Annotated in this window: 17 protein-coding genes and 1 pseudogene; 9 read left to right on the top strand and 9 right to left on the bottom strand. The window is 47.4% G+C overall.

Features of this window, described 5'->3' with window-relative positions; all coding sequences use genetic code 11:
- Positions 1-176: 176 nt before the first annotated feature.
- On the bottom strand, positions 177-797 hold the full coding sequence (locus AC6I8U_RS14560) for a flavin prenyltransferase UbiX (protein ID WP_498017246.1): 621 nt from the start codon (positions 795-797) through the stop codon (positions 177-179).
- A complete protein-coding gene (gene mpl / locus AC6I8U_RS14565) occupies positions 797-2,146 on the bottom strand; it encodes a UDP-N-acetylmuramate:L-alanyl-gamma-D-glutamyl-meso-diaminopimelate ligase (RefSeq protein WP_498017247.1) in 1,350 nt (449 codons plus the stop codon). The genes AC6I8U_RS14560 and mpl overlap by 1 nt, the downstream gene beginning before the upstream one ends.
- A gap of 284 nt (positions 2,147-2,430) precedes the next feature.
- Here mpl and fbp point away from each other — a divergent pair, with 284 nt between their 5' ends.
- Both fbp and ppa read left to right on the top strand, forming a co-directional pair.
- Positions 2,431-3,444 (top strand): class 1 fructose-bisphosphatase, encoded by a 1,014-nt coding sequence (fbp, locus tag AC6I8U_RS14570; protein WP_234494623.1) that lies wholly within the window; start codon positions 2,431-2,433, stop codon positions 3,442-3,444.
- 135 nt (positions 3,445-3,579) lie between these two features.
- The gene (ppa, locus tag AC6I8U_RS14575; protein WP_128649142.1) at positions 3,580-4,110 is read left to right on the top strand and encodes an inorganic diphosphatase; all 531 of its coding nucleotides are present in this window, start codon (positions 3,580-3,582) and stop codon (positions 4,108-4,110) included.
- A gap of 88 nt (positions 4,111-4,198) precedes the next feature.
- Here ppa and AC6I8U_RS14580 read toward each other — a convergent pair whose 3' ends face one another.
- The 4 genes from AC6I8U_RS14580 to tamA form a co-directional block, all read right to left on the bottom strand.
- Positions 4,199-4,558 (bottom strand): DUF2799 domain-containing protein, encoded by a 360-nt coding sequence (locus AC6I8U_RS14580; RefSeq protein ID WP_498017248.1) that lies wholly within the window; start codon positions 4,556-4,558, stop codon positions 4,199-4,201.
- 12 nt (positions 4,559-4,570) lie between these two features.
- The gene (locus AC6I8U_RS14585) at positions 4,571-4,936 is read right to left on the bottom strand and encodes a DUF2799 domain-containing protein (protein ID WP_498017249.1); all 366 of its coding nucleotides are present in this window, start codon (positions 4,934-4,936) and stop codon (positions 4,571-4,573) included.
- A gap of 76 nt (positions 4,937-5,012) precedes the next feature.
- Entirely contained in the window at positions 5,013-8,771 is a 3,759-nt protein-coding gene (gene tamB / locus AC6I8U_RS14590) for an autotransporter assembly complex protein TamB (protein WP_498017250.1), read from the bottom strand.
- Positions 8,768-10,486, bottom strand: coding sequence for an autotransporter assembly complex protein TamA (gene tamA / locus AC6I8U_RS14595; RefSeq protein ID WP_498017251.1), 1,719 nt, complete (start codon positions 10,484-10,486; stop codon positions 8,768-8,770). The genes tamB and tamA overlap by 4 nt, the downstream gene beginning before the upstream one ends.
- A gap of 167 nt (positions 10,487-10,653) precedes the next feature.
- Here tamA and msrA point away from each other — a divergent pair, with 167 nt between their 5' ends.
- The gene (gene msrA / locus AC6I8U_RS14600; protein ID WP_498017252.1) at positions 10,654-11,280 is read left to right on the top strand and encodes a peptide-methionine (S)-S-oxide reductase MsrA; all 627 of its coding nucleotides are present in this window, start codon (positions 10,654-10,656) and stop codon (positions 11,278-11,280) included.
- A gap of 49 nt (positions 11,281-11,329) precedes the next feature.
- Here msrA and AC6I8U_RS14605 read toward each other — a convergent pair whose 3' ends face one another.
- Entirely contained in the window at positions 11,330-11,530 is a 201-nt protein-coding gene (locus AC6I8U_RS14605) for a DUF1107 domain-containing protein (protein WP_042478719.1), read from the bottom strand.
- 281 nt (positions 11,531-11,811) lie between these two features.
- On the opposite strand from AC6I8U_RS14605, the gene AC6I8U_RS14610 reads away from it, so the two are divergent.
- The gene (locus AC6I8U_RS14610; protein ID WP_252013206.1) at positions 11,812-12,363 is read left to right on the top strand and encodes a YtfJ family protein; all 552 of its coding nucleotides are present in this window, start codon (positions 11,812-11,814) and stop codon (positions 12,361-12,363) included.
- A 121-nt stretch (positions 12,364-12,484) separates the two neighbouring features.
- Here AC6I8U_RS14610 and AC6I8U_RS14615 read toward each other — a convergent pair.
- Positions 12,485-13,921 (bottom strand): annotated as a pseudogene (locus AC6I8U_RS14615) (IS1182 family transposase).
- 297 nt (positions 13,922-14,218) lie between these two features.
- Between AC6I8U_RS14615 and zrgA the strand changes: the two are divergent.
- The 5 genes from zrgA to AC6I8U_RS14640 all read left to right on the top strand — a co-directional run bounded on the left by zrgA (position 14,219) and on the right by AC6I8U_RS14640 (position 18,676).
- Positions 14,219-14,866: a zinc uptake protein ZrgA gene (gene zrgA / locus AC6I8U_RS14620; protein WP_498017253.1), complete on the top strand. Its 648-nt coding sequence runs from the start codon at positions 14,219-14,221 to the stop codon at positions 14,864-14,866.
- 56 nt (positions 14,867-14,922) lie between these two features.
- Entirely contained in the window at positions 14,923-15,612 is a 690-nt protein-coding gene (locus tag AC6I8U_RS14625; protein WP_234494632.1) for an ABC transporter ATP-binding protein, read from the top strand.
- Positions 15,609-16,868 (top strand): ABC transporter permease, encoded by a 1,260-nt coding sequence (locus tag AC6I8U_RS14630; protein ID WP_498017254.1) that lies wholly within the window; start codon positions 15,609-15,611, stop codon positions 16,866-16,868. Before AC6I8U_RS14625 ends, AC6I8U_RS14630 begins: the two co-directional genes overlap by 4 nt.
- Positions 16,869-16,911: 43 nt before the next feature.
- Positions 16,912-17,409 (top strand): DUF3299 domain-containing protein, encoded by a 498-nt coding sequence (locus AC6I8U_RS14635; protein WP_498018373.1) that lies wholly within the window; start codon positions 16,912-16,914, stop codon positions 17,407-17,409.
- Between the two features lie 364 nt (positions 17,410-17,773).
- Complete coding sequence (locus AC6I8U_RS14640; RefSeq protein ID WP_498017255.1) at positions 17,774-18,676, top strand: TIGR03899 family protein; 903 nt, start codon at positions 17,774-17,776, stop codon at positions 18,674-18,676.
- 13 nt (positions 18,677-18,689) lie between these two features.
- Here AC6I8U_RS14640 and cysC read toward each other — a convergent pair whose 3' ends face one another.
- Positions 18,690-19,322, bottom strand: a complete 633-nt coding sequence (gene cysC, locus AC6I8U_RS14645; protein WP_498017256.1) for an adenylyl-sulfate kinase — start codon at positions 19,320-19,322, stop codon at positions 18,690-18,692.
- Positions 19,323-19,339: the final 17 nt, after the last annotated feature.

Consider the following 19,339-nt stretch of genomic DNA (forward strand, 5'->3'; position numbering starts at 1 on the left):
ACGCCAGCATTATCTGGATCAGGGCTGTTCTCGAAAGTACGCGGGTATCAGGCTTCGCCTTCTCTCAGCACCACTGCTAGTGCACCCCGTGAGTTACAACCTTTTGCAGGCGAATTGTAACCTTTTCGTCACAGATTCGCCAAATCTATCCTTAATTTCAGTTAGCCCACACTCAATTATCGTTGGTCATATCCCCAGCGAGGCACAAGGCTTTGCTCAAGCCCCATATGGTCCAACACGCGAGCAACAATAAAGTCCACCAAGTCATCAATAGACTGAGGCTGATGATAAAAGCCAGGCGCCGCAGGCATAATCGTCACGCCCATCTGTGACAGCTTGTGCATGTTTTCCAGATGAATGGTCGAAAATGGCGTTTCACGCACCACCAAAAGAAGCTGACCTTTCTCTTTGATCACCACATCCGCTGCACGCTCGATCAGATTATCCGACATGCCATGCGCAATTGCCGCCACACTGCCCGCAGAGCAAGGACAAACGATCATTTGCTTAGGCGCCGCTGAGCCTGATGCGACAGGAGAGAACCAATCCTCTTTACCACAAACAACCAGCCTCTCTGGGTCGCACTTAAGGCGCTCGACTAGGGCTTTGTGTGCCGCATCTGGACCACTTGGCAGCTTGATATCGTGCTCGGTCGCCAACACCACGCGAGCCGCGGAAGAGATAAGAAGATAGACGGTGTAATCTTGAGCAAGCAAACATTCAAGCAAGCGCATGCCATAGGGCGCGCCTGACGCGCCAGTGAATGCAAGAGTAATGGCTTTGTCTGCCGGTTTCATTAGGCAAGTGCCTCCAGTAATTTCTGATGAATGCCACCAAAACCGCCGTTACTCATGACGAGGATTTGATCACCCGCTTGAGCCTGAGCCGCAATCATTGCGACCAGTGAATCGATATCATCACTGACGCGAGCAGGCTGGGTGCAAGAGTCAGCAATGTCTTGCACGGACCACTCAATGCTATCTGGCTGGAACAAGAAGACTTGGTCGGCTTTGGTTAAAGATTGCGCCAACGTCTCTTTGTGCACGCCGCGCTTCATGGTTGCGCTGCGCGGCTCTAATACCGCAAAGATTCGCTTATCGCCGACCTTGTTACGAAGCCCATCTAATGTGAGTTCAATGGCTGTTGGATGATGAGCAAAGTCATCATAGACCGTCACTTGATTGACTTCACCTTTTAGCTCTAAGCGTCGCTTGGTATTGATGAATTTACCCAGCGCTTCGCAAGCGAGATCCGGTGTTACCCCAACATGTCTCGCCCCAGCGATGGCCATTAGCGCATTATCCACATTGTGATCGCCAACCAGATCCCAGTTGACCTCTCCCACCTTTTCGCCGTGCAAGTAGACCTCAAAGTGTGAGCCATCGATATTTAGTTTATTCGCATGCCAGTCAGCATCAAGGCCGGTGTGCTCGACCTCACTCCAGCAGCCACGCCCCAATACATCCACCAAGGCTTTATCGGCTTTCGGCGCCATAATGCGACCGTTACCTGGCACGGTTCTCACTAAGTGGTGGAACTGGCGCTTGATCGCCTCAAGATCATCGAAGATGTCCGCATGATCAAACTCTAGATTATTCATGATCAAGGTGCGTGGGTGGTAGTGTACAAACTTAGAACGCTTGTCGAAAAAAGCACTGTCGTACTCATCCGCTTCGACGACAAAGAACATCGACTCACCTAGCCTTGCCGACTGACCAAAGTTCCCTAACACCCCGCCAACCAAGAAGCCCGGTTGATAACCGCAGCCTTCTAATATCCAGCTCAGCATACTGGACGTAGTGGTCTTGCCATGAGTCCCTGATACCGCCAATACCCAGCGGTCATGCAGTAAGAACTCTTGCAGCCACTGTGGACCTGAGGTGTATCGAAGGTTGTGATTAAGTACATACTCAACGCAAGGATTGCCACGACTCATTGCATTACCAATAACAACAAGGTCTGGTGCCGGGTTAAGCTGCGATGGGTCGAAGCCCTCGATGATCTCGATACCCTCAGATTCCAATAAGGTGCTCATTGGGGGATAGACGTTGGCATCACTGCCCGTCACTCGATGTCCTAACTGCTGCGCCAAAACGGCGGCGCCACCCATAAAGGTGCCGCAGATACCAAGGATATGAATATGCATAACTTGCTCTCTTAATCTTTGTTGCGTATTAGTTTACGCCATTGTCGCTATATATACCCAAAGCGCGTGTTAAAAGCGAGAAAGTTAGTGGTTAGACAAATAAATGTGACATTCATCATACAAATTAACACTCTGTAGTCTTACTTCATTACCATTAAAAAGTTCTGCCCCCTACAATAACCATGTGTGTAGATGAATACCCCCAAACTCGCGCAATCGTTTGACTGCGCGTCACTCCACGCACATACCCCCAAGAAAATAAGCAAAAAAGTTAAGGATATAACATGTCTGATATGCGCACCCTTGGCGAATTCATTGTTGAGAAGCAACATGATTTCCCCCACGCTAGCGGTGATCTCTCCTCTCTTTTGTCTTCTATTAGACTTGCTGCAAAAATTGTTAACCGCGAAATCAACAAGGCCGGTCTTGTTGATATCACTGGTGCTGTTGGCACAGACAATGTTCAAGGCGAAGCTCAACAAAAACTTGATGTCTATGCGAACGATAAGTTCAAAGCAGCGCTAGAAGCGCGTGACCAAGTTTGTGGTGTCGCGAGTGAAGAAGAAGATGAGGCAGTCGCGTTCAATAAAGAACTCAACAAGAACGCTAAGTATGTTGTGTTGATGGATCCTCTAGATGGTTCGTCAAACATCGATGTTAACGTATCGGTTGGTACTATCTTCTCCATTTACCGTCGAATCTCTCCGGTAGGCACTCCACCTACTCAAGAAGACTTCCTACAGCCTGGTAACAAACAAGTTGCCGCAGGTTACGTCGTCTACGGTTCATCAACCATGTTGGTATATACAACCGGTAAAGGCGTTAACGGCTTCACCTATGACCCATCGATCGGCAGCTTCTGTCTGTCTCATGAGAATATGATGATCCCTGAAGATGGCACTATCTACTCGATCAACGAAGGGAACTACATCCGTTTCCCTATGGGTGTGAAGAAGTACATCAAGTACTGTCAGGAAAATGTGCCAGAAGATAAGCGTCCGTATACGTCACGCTACATCGGTTCATTGGTGTCCGATTTCCACCGCAACCTGCTAAAAGGCGGCATCTACCTGTACCCAAGTACACAGAGTCATCCAAGCGGTAAACTGCGTCTACTTTACGAGTGCAACCCTATGGCATTCATTATGGAGCAAGCAGGCGGTATCGCTTCAGATGGTGAACAGCGCATCATGGATATCAAGCCTACTGAGCTCCACCAGCGCGTGCCATTCTTTGTCGGCTCTAAACGAATGGTCGAAAAAGTCGAATCATTCCTCGAAGAGTATAAAGACCAATAACTTCGAAGTGCCTCTCATTAGAGGCACTTTTTGTTTTAAAAGTAAGCAAGTATACTGACCTGTAAACGATTCGTGTTTCAGCCCCACATTCCTTACGTCAAAGGGAATGATGTATAAAGAAAAAGGAAAGTCAAAATGAGCTTAAACAATGTACCAGCGGGTAAGTCGCTGCCTGATGATATCTATGTAGTAATCGAAATTCCTGCCAACGCAGACCCTATCAAGTACGAAGTAGATAAAGATTCTGGCGCAGTATTTGTCGATCGTTTCATGTCTGCCCCTATGTTCTACCCATGTAACTATGGTTACGTTAACCATACACTCTCTTTGGATGGAGATCCGGTAGACGTATTGGTTCCAACGCCTTATCCATTGATGCCAGGCTCAGTGATTCGATGCCGCCCTGTTGGCGTCTTGAAGATGACTGATGAGTCAGGTGAAGACGCAAAAGTGTTTGCAGTGCCACACAGCAAGCTTTCAAAAGAGTATGACCATATTCAAGACGTCGGTGATATCCCAGAGTTACTAAAAGCTCAAATCACGCAGTTCTTTGAGCGCTACAAAGAGCTCGAAGCGGGTAAGTGGGTGAAAGTGGACGGTTGGGCTGACGTGCAAGCCGCTCGTGATGAGATTCAATCTTCATACGACCGCGCGCAAGGTAAGTAATCGAAGCGGTAATTAATCGAAGCAAATAGCATTTAAAAAGCTCTCGGTTTAACGCTCGAGAGCTTTTTTGTAGATGACGCTTTACAACTCAGTAGAGGCTTCGGCCCCGTGAGGCTTTGCCGTTGTTGTACCAGGTACGAAACGTCGGTCGTAACTCATCACAAATGCCGCGATAGAGCTCGCCTTTCTTACCCAGAATCTTGGGGTCTTGCTTACAGTACTCTGCTCTTCCTTGCTCGTACCCATCAGAATACGCACTGTAGATCTCATTCGTCACTGAAACCGTTGCCGATGCCGCTAGCTCTTGCTTGGTTTGTTTGACATAACCAACCAGCGCTTCCTCTTTGCCATATTGACACCAATCGCTCGGCTCGTCGCTTGCCGGCCCTGAAGACTGCGCACAAGCGACCAACAGCAACAAGGTTAGGGATGCCTTTAACAGTCTCATATCTCCCTCTTATCAACGTCGAGCGCGGGCATTCTTACCACGCCAATATTCTTCGGCATAACGTCTATCTAAGTCATTACAAATGCCGTAGTAGATCTTTCCTTGGTGCCCAAGAATGAACGGGTCCTGCTTACAATATTCATTCTTTCCAGATTGATAGCCCGATTGATACCTTTTGAAATTATCATCGCTGATATTCGGTACTTTTTTGGCAAGTTCATTCTGGCTTTCAATAATGTAGCCTTTCATCGCCCACTGGTAACCAAACTCTTGCCAGTTTTGTTGGTCACCTTGTGTCGGCGGCTTGAGCTGCACGCAAGCGGATGCGAGCACCAATGTACTCAGTAGTAATAAGTGTCTTTGCATTTTCTTTGGCATAGAACCTCCTATTCACTTATCTAGTACGAGATAGTCTTGTCTTTGCATCAACTCACCGCTCTTCGTTCGAACTCTGTTAGTCGACCTCAAACTGATACAAGAAGGTCACCGAACTGTACAAGCCCGATACTGCTTCTACGTAAAAATCTTCGATGATTCGATAGCGCACCGTAAACTCACCGAGTGAGTTGAAGATACCTACGCCATATTTAACCTGAAGCCCAGGCAATACATAACCACTGACCGTTACCTGTGAGTCATCACCTGTGCCCGCGGTGTCTAGTTGTAGGTCTTGTACACCGAATGCCTGACCAATATCACCCACCACCTTACCGCTACGAGCTAGACTCAAGCCAATCAAGGTCGTCGTGAGCGCGTTGCCCCCCGTCTCACCATCAATATCCTGACCTCTAAGTAGATAGGACAGCGCGTTCGCCTGTGGCATTGTCGGGTCAGAGAAGATCTCGATCGTGGGCTCCGTCGCCAATCCAGAGACTTTGACCCCTGCTTTAACATCGTCAGCCGTCGTGTCTGGATTTCGAATCGCGGTAATGTTGACGTATGGCTGATCCACAGGTCCCGTCATCAAGATCTTACCCTCTTCGATAAGAAGGTCTTGACCAAATGAGCTATAAGAACCATCAACAATGTTCACTTCACCTTGGACAAATGGGCCTTGGTCTTTTTGCGAAACGTGTAATTTACCGCGCAAGCCGCCCTTTAGACCGAATGCGGATATAGTGAAGTCATTACCTATCGTTATCGAGACGTCGGTTTCGATATTAAATGGCACTGCCGCCTCTTCATCGATAGGGGTCATATCGGGGTTAAGTAGAACCTGATCGCTTGAGACCGCGACCGCACTTTGTGGCAGCTCCTCAACCAGAATTCGTCCCCATGGCAAACCGATAGAGCCCGTTACCTTGGCTAGATTAGGGTTGGCCTCTATGGTCATATCAGGCACAACTTTAACTCTCACCATAGGTGGCACATCAACATTGAGCTCGTCTGCAAACACTCTAAGTTTAGTACGCCAAGCCTTAAGATCTTGCCAGTTACCATCACCCGCTAGTTTTAGCTCACCGTCAGAGGTTTGAATCTGGGCATCGAGCAGCGCATCGTAGCCACTAAAATCAATGTCTACCTGGCCCGAATCGACTTGGATTGGCGAGATATCACCTTGCAGAGAGAGATCGGAAACTGAGAACTGACCAAATAATTGCGGGTGCAGTGCGTCACCTTTGATCTTAATGTCGGCAGCAAGGTTCGCTTTCAGCTTGTTGAACTCACCAACGATAGGTTGCAAAAAGTCTAAATTAAACGTCGATAGGTTAAGCTCGCCGTCGATGGTCTTATTTTCTGCCAATACATTCGGCAAGGTTACTTTACCCGACAGGTCGCCGTTGTCTGTAACATCGATTAGCCAACTGGCATCAAGCTTGTCTTCGGCAAGGTTTGCTTTCACGCTCACCTGTTCCCAGCCCAAAACCAATGGCGTTTCTAAGCTCTGTGTGACAGTGCCTTTTGGTAGTGCCACATCCAGTTTCACTTCTGGTGATGCATCAGGAGCCCACTTTGCCCACGCGGTAATATTAGCACTGCCATCGATGACCGTATTTTCCGGAATGTAAGCTTTGATCTGATCAAAGTTAAAATTCTTGATCGTAACAAGCGCCTCACCCGACTGTCCCGCCTCAATATCTTTCTCTAAACACAGTCTAGAGTCAGCTTGTGCCCAGCAGTGAGCAGCAACATTGGCAACCTGTTTATCAATATCAACCTTGATGGCGACGGGCTCTGTTAGGTCTAACGGCCCTTGTTCCGTTTCAATATGAACGTCAGCCAACTCTCCTGCCCATGTAAGGCTCGGCTTCTCTGTCAATGCTCCACTGACAGCAAGCTTAATCGAAGCAAGCTTGGAGACCACATCGAGTGTCAATGTATGCGCTGCCTGCGTCCCAGAAAGTGTCATGTTTGCAGAGTCGACCGTCTGATCCTGATACTGTAGTCCACTCGCGTTCAAACGAATATCAGCCTGTGCTTGCTCAATCGGCAGAGGTTTAGCGGTTCCCACTAAAGAAAGCTGCTCAAGACTTGCCTCTTGTTTCCACTGAACCTTTTCGATGCGAAGATCAGTAGCAATATCGGGCTCTTGCATCGCACCTTTGAGCTCAACATTACCTCTCAATATGCCAGATAAATCGGGGACAGATTTCTCTAGATCAGAAAAATCGATATCGACCGTCATATCCCAGGTTTTGTCTAACTTACCCTGTGCATTGAGCTTATTCGGTCCGTGAGCGATGGAGAGCCCCTGAGTATCAACCTTAAACTCACCAGAGCCAGTCTCATCTGACGCCTCGACTTGCCCCTTGATATCAATAGGGTAGTCACGCAAGATACCGACCACATCGAGCGTCGGCACCGCTGCTTGCCATCCACCCGCATCTGTTAGAGAGCCAGAAGTCACGATATGCCCACTGATATTTCCTTCCGCATCTGGCCACTGTAGCCCTGGCTGAATATTAGTGAGATTAATATCCCCCTGCCAATTCACCGGCGCTGCCCAGTTAGCCATCACTTGACCTGACACATTACCACCTAGGCTATCAATCGACAGTTTGCTCAAATCTATTTGTTCGAGGTCGCCTTTACCGACAAGATCAACAGCAACATCCGGAATCTCTTTACCGGACGCCGAAGCTTTTAAGCTCACATCATAGCCATCGAGTGACCCTTTAGCCACCAATGATTCAACGGTAACTTGATAGTCTGATTCGCCCGTGAAAGGCCAAGTCGCCTTGGCGCTGGTAATGGTGGCATCAAACGGTAAAGTCGGCTCTAAAGGCTTCAATTGCCCTTTGAGAAGCCCCTCGATAACACCCGTAAACTCACCGTCCAGGGTGAGCTCTTCGACACTACCATTTGCTTTAAGCGACAGTTTTTGACCTGCTAAATCAGTTTGTTTTAGATGAGCATTGAGCAACAAATCGAGGGGATATCCCTGATTAAGAGTAATATCACCGTTAAGTGAGGCATCAACAATCGGCATCTCAAGCTCAAGATTCGTCACGCGGACATCGTGCTCACCTGCCCGACCTATGAGCTTCAAACGATCCACGATAACAGGCTCTTGCTGCTCCAATTTAAAATCGACAATCTCGAGACCCGCAATGTTAACAAACAGCGGGATCAGCACCTCGGGAAGCTCTATGGCTTGAGGCTTATCGTCTGTCTTTGGTGGTGTTGGTTCTGGCTCGCTTTCTGATTCTGGAAGCCTTACGATAGGTGTCACTAAACGAGTATCGCCCACCGTTAAGTTAGAGCCAGTCATGGCAAGTGAGGTGGTAAAACTATCCCAACTCACCTTCGTCCCAAGAATATCCAGCTTGATGTCATCAAAACTGACCCGACCAATCGCAACAGGGACTGGCAGACTGATCTTGGTCAGAGGTTCACTTGGCTCTGGCGATGGCTCACTCGGAGCGACCTCTGGCATTTTGAAATCCAACCCCTGAATCGCCAATTCGTTCACACACACTCTCGGGTCAGACAGGCAATTGAGATCCACGGCCAAAGTTAATGATTTTGCGTCTAAGTCGATAAATAGACTTTCATCGACAAACTTCACATCATTGAGGGTAAATCTGGGGAATAGAGCACCTTGTGTCTCACCAACCTCAAGTTGTGGTAGTGCCTTGTTAACACCCCACAACACGGTATTAAGACCTGCATTGGTAAACAGCGCGAAACCAATCGTTGCGATGATAAGCAAGATTAAAGTGACAAGGCCAATAGAACACCATTTGGTGACACGCCAAACTTTCGACATCATAGTTCTGGCCCTAAGCTAAAGTGAATTCGCCATTCGGCTTGTGGTTTGTTATCGAGTCCGCGTGCATAGTCAAATTTGACGGGGCCAACTGGTGACACCCAACGCACACCGAAGCCTGCGCCTCGTTTCCATTCTGGATCATCATCAAAGGCATCACCCACATCAAAGAAGGTTGCTCCCCACCAGTTACCCGTGATTCGATATTGATATTCTAGGGTACTGGTTGCGATGTATTGACCACCCGTTTTATTTCCTGCGTCATCCACTGGTGAGATACTTTCGTAGTCATAACCCCTAACACTGTTATCACCACCAGCGAAGAAGCGCAAAGAGGGTGACAGTTTAGACGGTTCCGCCGCTATGTTGGCACCCACATCGACCTTGAATAAGCCTCTATGGTTTTCACCGAGACTCGAAATCCAAGTCGAGGTACCTCGAAGCCTGAATACAGAGGTTTCCGATAGTGCTCGCTCATCCCCTACCTCAAACATAATGGTTTGCTTGTTACCGCTCATAATAAGCGGCCCACTACCACGAGTGACCACTCGTGAGTAGGATAGGCCTGGCAACACGAACTGACCTAGCTCACCCTGCGCGTTAAACTCATAATTTTCAACAAGGTAACGAATATAGGCGGTACGATGCCAACCACTATCTAGCACCCAGTGCCTCTCGAAGGCTAGGTTCGACTCCAAGGTTTTTTTATCACTACGGTTAACGTTTTTTAGACCGTATTGAATGACGTAGTAATCTTTGAGCACATCATCGAGAGGGATTTTATAACTTGCCGTTACCTGTTGCTCTGGAATCGACAAGTCTAAGCTGGTATCAAAACTATGCCCATGCTCATTGAGCCAAGGCTTCTTCCACTTAAACTTGAGCTTAGCGCCAACATCCGTTGAATAGCCCAAACCCGTTTCAAACTGATTTCGCACTTGCGGTGCCAGTGACACCTTCATCGGCAGCTCACGCCCTTTACCTACTTGAGAGAGATCAGGCTCAACAAACACCGATGAAAACCATTCAGTATTAGAAAGATTCTGGTTGTGCTGCCCCACTTTACTCACTTGATAATCGTCACCAATCTCGTAGGGCTGTAGTGATTGCACCTTTTGGATATCAATCTGGCTGCCAGTAATCGTAGATTTGCCAAATTGATAGCGTATACCGCTGTCGTAATGCAATCGGACAATTGCCTGATTGAGCTTCGGAATAACTTCAAGTCGGCTTACCTTGTAAGCACCATCAAAATAGCCCTTTTGCAAAGCCAAGTTGCGAATACCTGATCTAAGACTATCGTATTGATTATGGTTGAGGGTGCGACCTTCTTTTAGTGGTGAAAGTCTAATGAGACGCATAAAGTCTTCATCATCTTTCGCTTCTCCAGAGATTTGAACATCAACCAGTTTGATTCTGGTTGGCGGTCCTGGCTCAACATTGACCGTAAGCCGATCGCCTTGGTCACTCACGACAAAGTCAATCGTCGGGTTGTAATGACCCAACGCATTCATCGCTTCTTCAATCTCTCTGGTCAATCGAGACTGGAATCTGAGTGATGTGGAATACTCACTAGTAGGAATAGCCGAAACATACGCATCAACATTGTCCCGAAGTGACCCGCTAAGTCCTGAAATGTCCAAAGAAACACGTTCTTCGGCGAATACCAAAGTCGGTGCTAGGATCAGTAATAGCGGTGGTAAAAGTCTCTTTATCATGCTTTATTGTGGGGCTGTGATGCGTTTGTTTTTGTTGTTACGTAGAATGATAACTCTGATCGATTTAGATGTCTTCAAGCAACAATCAAACAGATGCTATATCGGTGTTATATTTTAGTTTTCAGGCGCTTCGCACTTGAAATAATAGTCTAGAAAAGGAACTGACGATGGGTAAAAAAGAAATGATTTCCTCCGACCAAGCACTACCTGGCCGAGATGTAGCAATTGCCATCATGGAGCCTCATTTTGTTAATCAGTCAGACCTCAACGCTGAACTCAATCAAAATGAAGAAAGTATCGTTCTAGGCCTAGGTTGCTTTTGGGGGGCTGAGCGTTTGCTCTGGCAATTGCCTGGGGTGATATCAACCTCTGTAGGTTATTCAGGCGGCTTTACACCCAACCCTACGTATGAAGAGGTATGCAGTGGTTTAACTGGCCACACAGAAGTCGTTCGAGTTGTGTTCGACACAACTAAGACTTCTTTACAGGAGATTTTACGCACCTTCTGGGAAAAGCACGACCCAACGCAAGGGATGCGACAGGGCAACGATATTGGCACTCAGTACCGCTCTGCAATCTATACTGCGAGCCAAGAACAAGACCAGATAGCAAGACAAACCCAGCAACAATATCAGCAAGCGTTAGGGTCGCAAGGGATCACTACAGAGATCTTACCGCTTGGAGAGTACTACTTTGCTGAAATCTACCACCAACAGTACCTGGCTAAAAATCCAAATGGTTACTGCGGAATTGGTGGCACCGGCATATGTTTTCCTCCAGAGCTAAACCCGTAGACACGAAAAAGCCCTCGCAATGCGAGGGCTTGAAGAATTCTTTTGTCAGTTAGAGTGCTAGTGCAGCAATCTCGACATTAATCTCTTTGAAGGCGACAAGCTTTTGCCTGTCTGCAACTTCAGGTAACAACACCTTACCGTTGTCGAATCGGAACAAACCAATACCAGCAATGAAGAACTGCCCCTTAAATAACGTCTTTACAAACTTCGCGATCTGACGCGGACGGTAAACCGTAAACTTACGCAACATAACCTAACCTCAATATCCGTTTGAGTACATCCTAGTGTTACTCGCATCTTGCGAGTGAACTCGCAATATATTTTGCGATCGATTGAAATTATACGCTAAATTTCTTGAGACACAAACAAAAGTTAACAACTTTGCAACAAACTATAAATTGCTGTTATGCTTGAAATGATTTTATCAAGTGAGGGACATTTCTTGGTCAAATCAACACAATTAAAGTTGTGGCATATCGTAAGTTCACCTAAGGTATGCCGCCCAATATTAAAGTAACGGAAACTATTACAATGAAACTAAAGCCTCTCCTCACCCTAGCAGTGCTGTTTATGCCTGCACTTGCTATGGCAACTAACCTCCAAGTAGGCAGTAATGCTCGCTCCGTATCGGTAAAAGATCACGGTGAGCTAATTCTCAACAACGATGCCATCAGCTATCAAGCATGGAGCAGTGGCGATATGCTTGGCAAAGTGCGCGTCATCCAAGCTATCGCGGGTCGCAGTAGCTCTAAAGAAATGAACGCGCCACTCATGGCGGCAATCACCGCTGCTGACTTTCCAAAAGAAAGCTACCAAACCACCACCGTCATTAACCAAGATGATGCTATGTGGGGTACAAGCTCATTTGTTAAATCATCAGCTGAAGACAGCAAGAAAGAGTTCCCATGGTCCTCGATGGTACTCGACAAGCACGGTCTCGTTGCGAACGCTTGGCAGCTAGCTGAAGAAAGCTCAGCAATCATCGTTCAAGACAAGCAAGGCAAGATTCTGTATGTCAAAGAGGGTGCACTAAGCGATGCGGATATCCAGCAAGTGCTTAGCCTGGTCACCGACAACATCTAACCAGTGATAAAATATTCTAAAAGGGAGCCTAAATGGCTCCTCAGATTGCTGACGAACCCCGCTTTTTCAAGCGGGGTTCTTTTTTCTGAGCGGCCATAGGCCGCGATCGCGATATTTTTTGTTAGATAGCGCTCTGAAGTGAGTTGAGCCTAAACCGGCATACAGAGGCCAGTATTTGACGTATTTCTGCCCTATTTAAGCCCATTTTTCGCAGATAGCTCACCACCAACGCTATCTTCTTGATGTTTTGAGCGGCAGCGGCTAACCAACATTGCATCTGCACTTTTGCGAGACCACGGTAGCGCGCGTAACGGTGACCATGGTGTTGTTTTGCATCGGCGAAGCTTCGTTCTACCGTTTCACTTCGCCTCCGATACGTCTTTTTCCGTAGCAAGAGAGTCGCATTTGATTGGCTCGCTCCACCGCCTCGCTGTAGAGGTGACGCGTTATGACCTTCTGCATGTTTTCACTCTTGGTGCAGTCGTCCCGAACGGGGCAAAACGCACATTGCTTCGGGTCGGAAGCGTATGAGCGATAGCCTGCGCGTGTTGTGGTTTTATAGACGAGCTCCTGCCCTTCTGGACAGCGATAGGTATCGGTCTCTTTTTTGGTATTTGAAGTCTTTCTTCTTAAATTTGTTCTTAGTTCTTGATGGGCGGCGATACCCGAACACACCTAATAGACTGCGGCGCTCGAGTGATTCAGCAACAGGCGCTGTGAAGTAACCTGCATCGATACCAACTGCGATGGGGTTGAGGTTGAACTGCTCTAGCGTGTGGTCGAGACGACGGATATAGGGCTGTGAGTCATTCACATTCCCCGGTGTTGCGTATGTGTCTATGATTATACCGTGCTTGCCATCCACGGTTCGGTGGTCAAGATAGAAGAAGCCTTGAGGCTTATTGTCCCGGGTCATGAAGCCACTTTCAGGGTCGGTGGTGCTGACTTTGGTGTTTTTGACGTCTGTCTTTGGTGGCGTCTCCTTGAATGGATTTTTACCTTCGGCTTCTCGGTCTGCGGCCACATCTTCATTCAGCATATCAAGATAAGCGCCTGCACTAACTGGGCGCAGACGATTCATGTGCTTGTTCTTGTTAGCATTGGCTTTAAGGTGTGTACTGTCAGTGAAGAGCTCCTGTCCTGCGACTAAGCCTTTCTCCATCGCTTGAAGCACTATGTTATTGAAGATGCGCTCAAAGACTTCAGTACCATTGAAGCGTCGAATTCGGTTCTGGCTTAACGTCGAAGCATGGATAACTTTTTCGGTCAGTGACATTCGCAAGAACCAACGATAGGCGACGTTCACTTCAATTTCTTTGACCAGTTGGCGCTCACTTTTGATGCCGAATAGGTAGCCAAGCAGAATGATTTTGAATAAACGAACAGGGTCTACGGGCGGGCGGCCGTTATCTTTGCAGTATAGATGTGCCACTTCGTCTCTGATGAATTCAAAGTCGATGGCATTATCAATTTTTCGTACGAGATGATTTTGTGGAACAAGCTGTTCCATAGTGACCATTTCAAGTTCGTATTGCTGAGGAGAAGGTTCTTGAAGCATATCGGAGTATCCATATTTCGATACTCCTATTAGATCAAAGGTCTGGCTCGAAAGCTAGACCTTTGTCAGCAGTCTGGGGAGCCTAAATGGCTCCTTTTTTTGTTGTTCTGAAAGAGAAACCACGAACCCGATGTTGTTTCTTCTGGAAAATATCTTCGTTTGTTATAACATAACAAACCACAGTTAAACGAGAACAAGTCGCATCGTTCTCGAGGGAGACCTCTGCACCCGGCGATTTATGCGCATCTTTACCGGCATTGGTATCCAATACTTTTACATCGTTATTAAGGATTAATCATGAAACTAAAGATGACACTCTTAGCTGGTCTCGTTGTATCGCAATTCGCGGTTGCCGATGATCACTTCCGTCAACACGACGCCCATGTGCACGGCCACGTAGAATTTAATATTGCTCAAGATGGTCAAGATCTTTTAGTGGAAATTACTGCACCGGGTGCTGATGTTGTAGGTTTTGAGCATGCTCCTAAAACGGATGCCGAGAAAGCGGCAATGGCTGATGCAAAAGCAAAACTGAACAATGTTGATAGCATCCTTACCATTCCAGCAACAGCAAGCTGTAAGCTAGTAGAAGCGCATGTCGAAAATACGCTAGAGAAAGGCGAGCACCACGACGAGCATGATCACCATGATGAGCACAAAGATCATGATGATCATAAAGGTCACGACCATCACGATGATCACAAAGGCCATGACCATGACCATGACCACGAAGGTCACGAGCATCATGACGACCATCATGATGGCCATGGTGAGTTCTCAGTTCAATACCAATTCTCTTGTGAAGATGTAGCTAAAGTGACTCAAATTGATACACAATGGTTTACACACTTCCCTTCAACTGAGAAAGTATCAGTGAACCTGCTAACGGATAGCGCACAATCGGCAACGGAACTGACTTCGGGTAATACGACAATTAAATTCTAATTCGTCCACCCTTCAGGTCTCACCCCGAGACCTGAAGGTGATTTCCAGAGGACACTATGGCTAGCGTAATCGAACTCAAAGACGTCACCTTCAAGTGGCAACCAGATCAACCCCCAACTCTCGACATTCCATCGCTCACCATAGAACAAGGTGAACATCTATTTTTAAAAGGCCCTAGTGGCTGCGGTAAGTCCACATTGCTCGGCTTACTAACGGGTATTAATACCCCGACGACTGGCGATGTTATCTCACTCAACCAATCACTCAAGACACTGTCTGCCAGCGCGCGCGACAAGTTTCGCGCTGACCATATTGGTTATATTTTTCAGCAATTTAACTTACTTCCCTACCTCTCTGTCATCGATAATGTCACGCTGCCTTGTGAGTTTTCTAGCGTACGAAAAGATAAGGTGAGCGGCTCTTTACACCAAGAAGCTAAACGCATTCTCGACCATCTAAGACTGCCTGAAAAACTACTCAGCAAGCCCGTTATCGAGTTAAGTATTGGTCAGCAACAACGTGTCGCCGCCGCGCGGGCCTTAATCGGTCAGCCAGAGTTTCTGATTGCAGACGAGCCAACATCCGCACTCGACCATGACAACCGAGAAGCCTTCATTGAGCTACTGATGGAACAGGCTAATGCGGCGCATTCCACCTTGATTTTTGTTAGCCATGATCCAACGCTTGAGTCCTTATTTAAAAGAACTGAAAACCTTCAAGATATTAATCAAGTGAGGCCACTATGAGCATCACACTTAAGCTGGCTTGGAAAAGCCTGCTCAACCGCAAAACAACCGCCCTACTGACCATACTTACTGTGGCAATCTCTGTCATCCTCTTGATGGGCGTAGAACGAATTCGTACCCAAGCAAAAAGCAGCTTTGCCAATACTATCTCTGGGACCGATTTGATTGTCGGTGGACGCTCTGGTCAAGTGAACCTTCTTCTCTATTCTGTATTTCGTATTGGCAATGCGACCAATAACATCGACTGGAAGAGCTTTGAAGAGTTTAGTAATCACCGCTCTGTAGATTGGGCTATACCTATTTCGCTCGGAGACTCACATAGAAGCTTTCGAGTAATGGGCACCAACCATAGCTACTTCGAGCACTACCAGTACGGCCAGAAACAGCACCTGTCTCTTGCCAAAGGTGAAGAATTTGATGGACTATTTGAGACCGTCATTGGCTCCGATGTCGCAAAGTCTTTGGGTTATGACATTGGTACTGAAATCATTATTGCGCACGGGATCAGCGATGTCGGCTTTAGCCGCCATGAGAATACGCCTTTTAAAGTGGTCGGTATTCTCGCGCCAACGGGCACGCCTGTGGACAAAACGGTGCACGTCTCTTTAGAAGCAATAGAAGCGATACACGTTGGGTGGGAATCGGGGGCTAACCTTGGTAATGAGCCGAGTAAAGAGCAACTGTTGCAGATGGATTTCCAACCTAAGCAAATCACCGCCATGTTGATTGGCTTAAAAAGCAAGATCCAAACCTTCGCACTTCAGAGGCAAATTAATACCTACAAACAGGAACCACTCAGTGCTATCTTACCAGGCGTTGCGCTTCACGAGTTGTGGGGCATGATGAGTGTGGCAGAGACCGCTCTGCTTATTGTCTCAGTCTTTGTAGTCATTGCCGGACTCATGGGAATGCTCTCTAGCCTATTAACTAGCTTACAAGAACGTCGCCGAGAGATGGCTATTTTACGTGCGATGGGGGCAAGACCACGACATGTCTTTACCCTACTGGTCAGCGAAGCCACCGTACTCACCAGTATCGGCATCGTTTGCGGTATTGGTGGCATGTATGCGATGCTGGCGATTGCCGCGCCCATCATCACGGCAAATTATGGTATCAATATAGCGTTATCTGGTATCACATCGCACGAATGGATGTTGCTTGGATTTGTACAGCTCGCCGGGGTTATTATTGGTTTCTTCCCAGCGCTAAGAGCCTACCGACAGTCATTAAGCGATGGGATGACTATCCGAATTTAGTGAGATTTAAATGAAAACAGTTAAAAACCTGTTCTGTGGTCTAATGCTTTCGCTGATGGTGTTAGTGCCTCAGCTAACAATGGCCCAAGAAGAGTCCAATGTATTAACTCTAGACTGGATAGATTTGATTCCAGAAAGTGAGCGAAACCAGTTTGATGCCATGGGCATGCCAGCGATCGATCACTCAGGCGGTGTCATGGAGCAGTCCAAGGTTGGTACGGTTCGCCAAGAGCTCAACGGCAGTCAGGTTAAAATACCTGGGTTTGTTATTCCGCTTGAGGGCGATGAAAACTCAGTAACCGAGTTTTTATTGGTCCCTTACTTCGGTGCTTGTATTCACGTGCCTCCTCCGCCTCCTAACCAGATCATCTACGTGGAGTTTGAAGAGGGTGCACCTGTACACCGTCTATGGGATGTTATCTACGTAGTCGGAACATTGAAGACCGAAACTATCGATTCTGAGCTTGCGCAAACGGGCTACCTAATCGAAGGGGTTGATATTGAAGATTACGATGATGGGTATTATGACGGAGACGAGTAATGGATACTCGTCTCGACAAACCCTGATAGGTAATGATTAACGAAAGGTTGCTAGGCTGCGTTAGCCGATAAGCGTCGAGAGATAGCCTAGCACCCCAATATAAACACACAGCAACAACGCGATTGAGACGTGTTTCTTAGCTCTATTTTCTCCAGAGTGCCTCATAACGTCCTCCTTCATTTTTAACCTAGAATTTAACAAAGTTTTATCATTTATCCCAGGATTTTTTACAACACGCTTTGGATCACACCAAAAGCGGACATCAGCTCACACAAATTACTCTGGTTTTTGCAGAAGATTCCCGCTAAATTGAAGCTCTATTGCATAATAATCCTTCGTTTTCGCTTTGTACTGAGTGTCGGTAATGAGTCATCACCCTGTTGAGAGCCAGCTAGCTAGCCAAGAACCCCATTCATCCAATGAACAGGGGCAAAAAAAAGCCCACCATATGAAAGACAGTGCAAGTCGCCTCAGAGCCATCGCTGAATCTCATTATTTAGATGCACTCATACGAGAAGAAACCCCAAGCCAATCCTTGTTTGAAAGAGCAATGCTGCGCGAGAAGCAAGGCAAAGAACAGCGCCAAAAAAACCTAGAACAGATCATCAAAGCCGCAATGGCAGCATGCAAAAATGAAGTTGCGGGCGAGCCTGATTTTGACTGGCTGGTGCGGTATTTTGATATGGCGAAAGAGATCCATAACTCATCGATGCAAAAGCTTTGGGCGCAAGTGCTCAAGCGTGAGATCACCAATCCTGGCGCTACCTCGATGAAGGCGCTGAAAACTCTCAGAGACATGACGCCAAAAGAGGCACAAACGCTGCAGCGCGCCGCCTCCCTAGCGTGCAGTTTTGGCACCGACACCAGTCGTAAGCTGCTACTTGGTATCAAGCATCAAACGGGCTTGTTCAGCTTTTCTCGCCGCGAGAGCGTTGATGAGTTAAGCCTTGGGGAATATCAGCTCCCCTACTCTAGCATCTTGCTGTTGGTGGAGCTTGGCGTGTTATTAGCGACAGAATTGGAATCGGGAGAAATAGCCAGAGAAGCCCCTTTAAAGCTCGGCTATCAGGGTCATGACATGATGCTTACGGCGAAAGGGAAAGGCATTACGCTAACCTACTACCGCTTCACGCCAACAGGCAACGAGCTCTGCCAATTGCTCGGTCATCGCTCTAACGCCCAATATCAAGAGCAGCTCATAGAGCTGCTCAATCGAAAGTTTGTGGTTAAAGGAGACGTGCCAACCTCATTCCATCACAAGGTCTAGCCACGATAAGGGTTTAACGAATCACCTGATTAGCCGCTAATATCGATAGACATTGTTCCACCAGCTCAGCGACAGCGTGATCGCCGGCTTTAAGATGGATCTCAGCCTTAAGCGGCGCTTCGTATTCGGAGTCAATACCCGTGAAGTTAGGGATTTCACCGGCACGTGCTTTTTTGTATAGACCCTTGGGATCTCGAGACTCACACACCTCAAGGCTGGCATCTACAAACACTTCCATAAACTCGCCCTCAGGCAGCAGCTCACGCACCAATGCACGTTCGGCGCGATGTGGTGAGATGAAAGCAGATAGAACAATAAGACCCGCGTCAGCCATCAGCTTAGCTAACTCGCCCACGCGGCGAATATTCTCTCGGCGATCTTGCTCAGAGAAGCCTAAATCACGACACAGACCGTGTCGCACGTTGTCACCATCTAACAAGTAGGTGTGATAGCCACGACTGGCCAGTTCAGTTTCTAACGCGCCCGCTACCGTCGATTTACCCGCCCCAGATAAACCAGTAAACCAAAGTACCACAGGCTTTTGTTTTTTAAGATCGGCGCGCTCTGATTTGGTGACCACATGTTGGTGCCAAATGACATTGTCGTCTTTTTCGATAGTCTCAGAGGCTTGTACAGTATTCGACATAACTCGTCCTTAGGTAA

The sequence above is a fragment of the Vibrio sp. KUL80 genome (assembly GCF_059725495.1).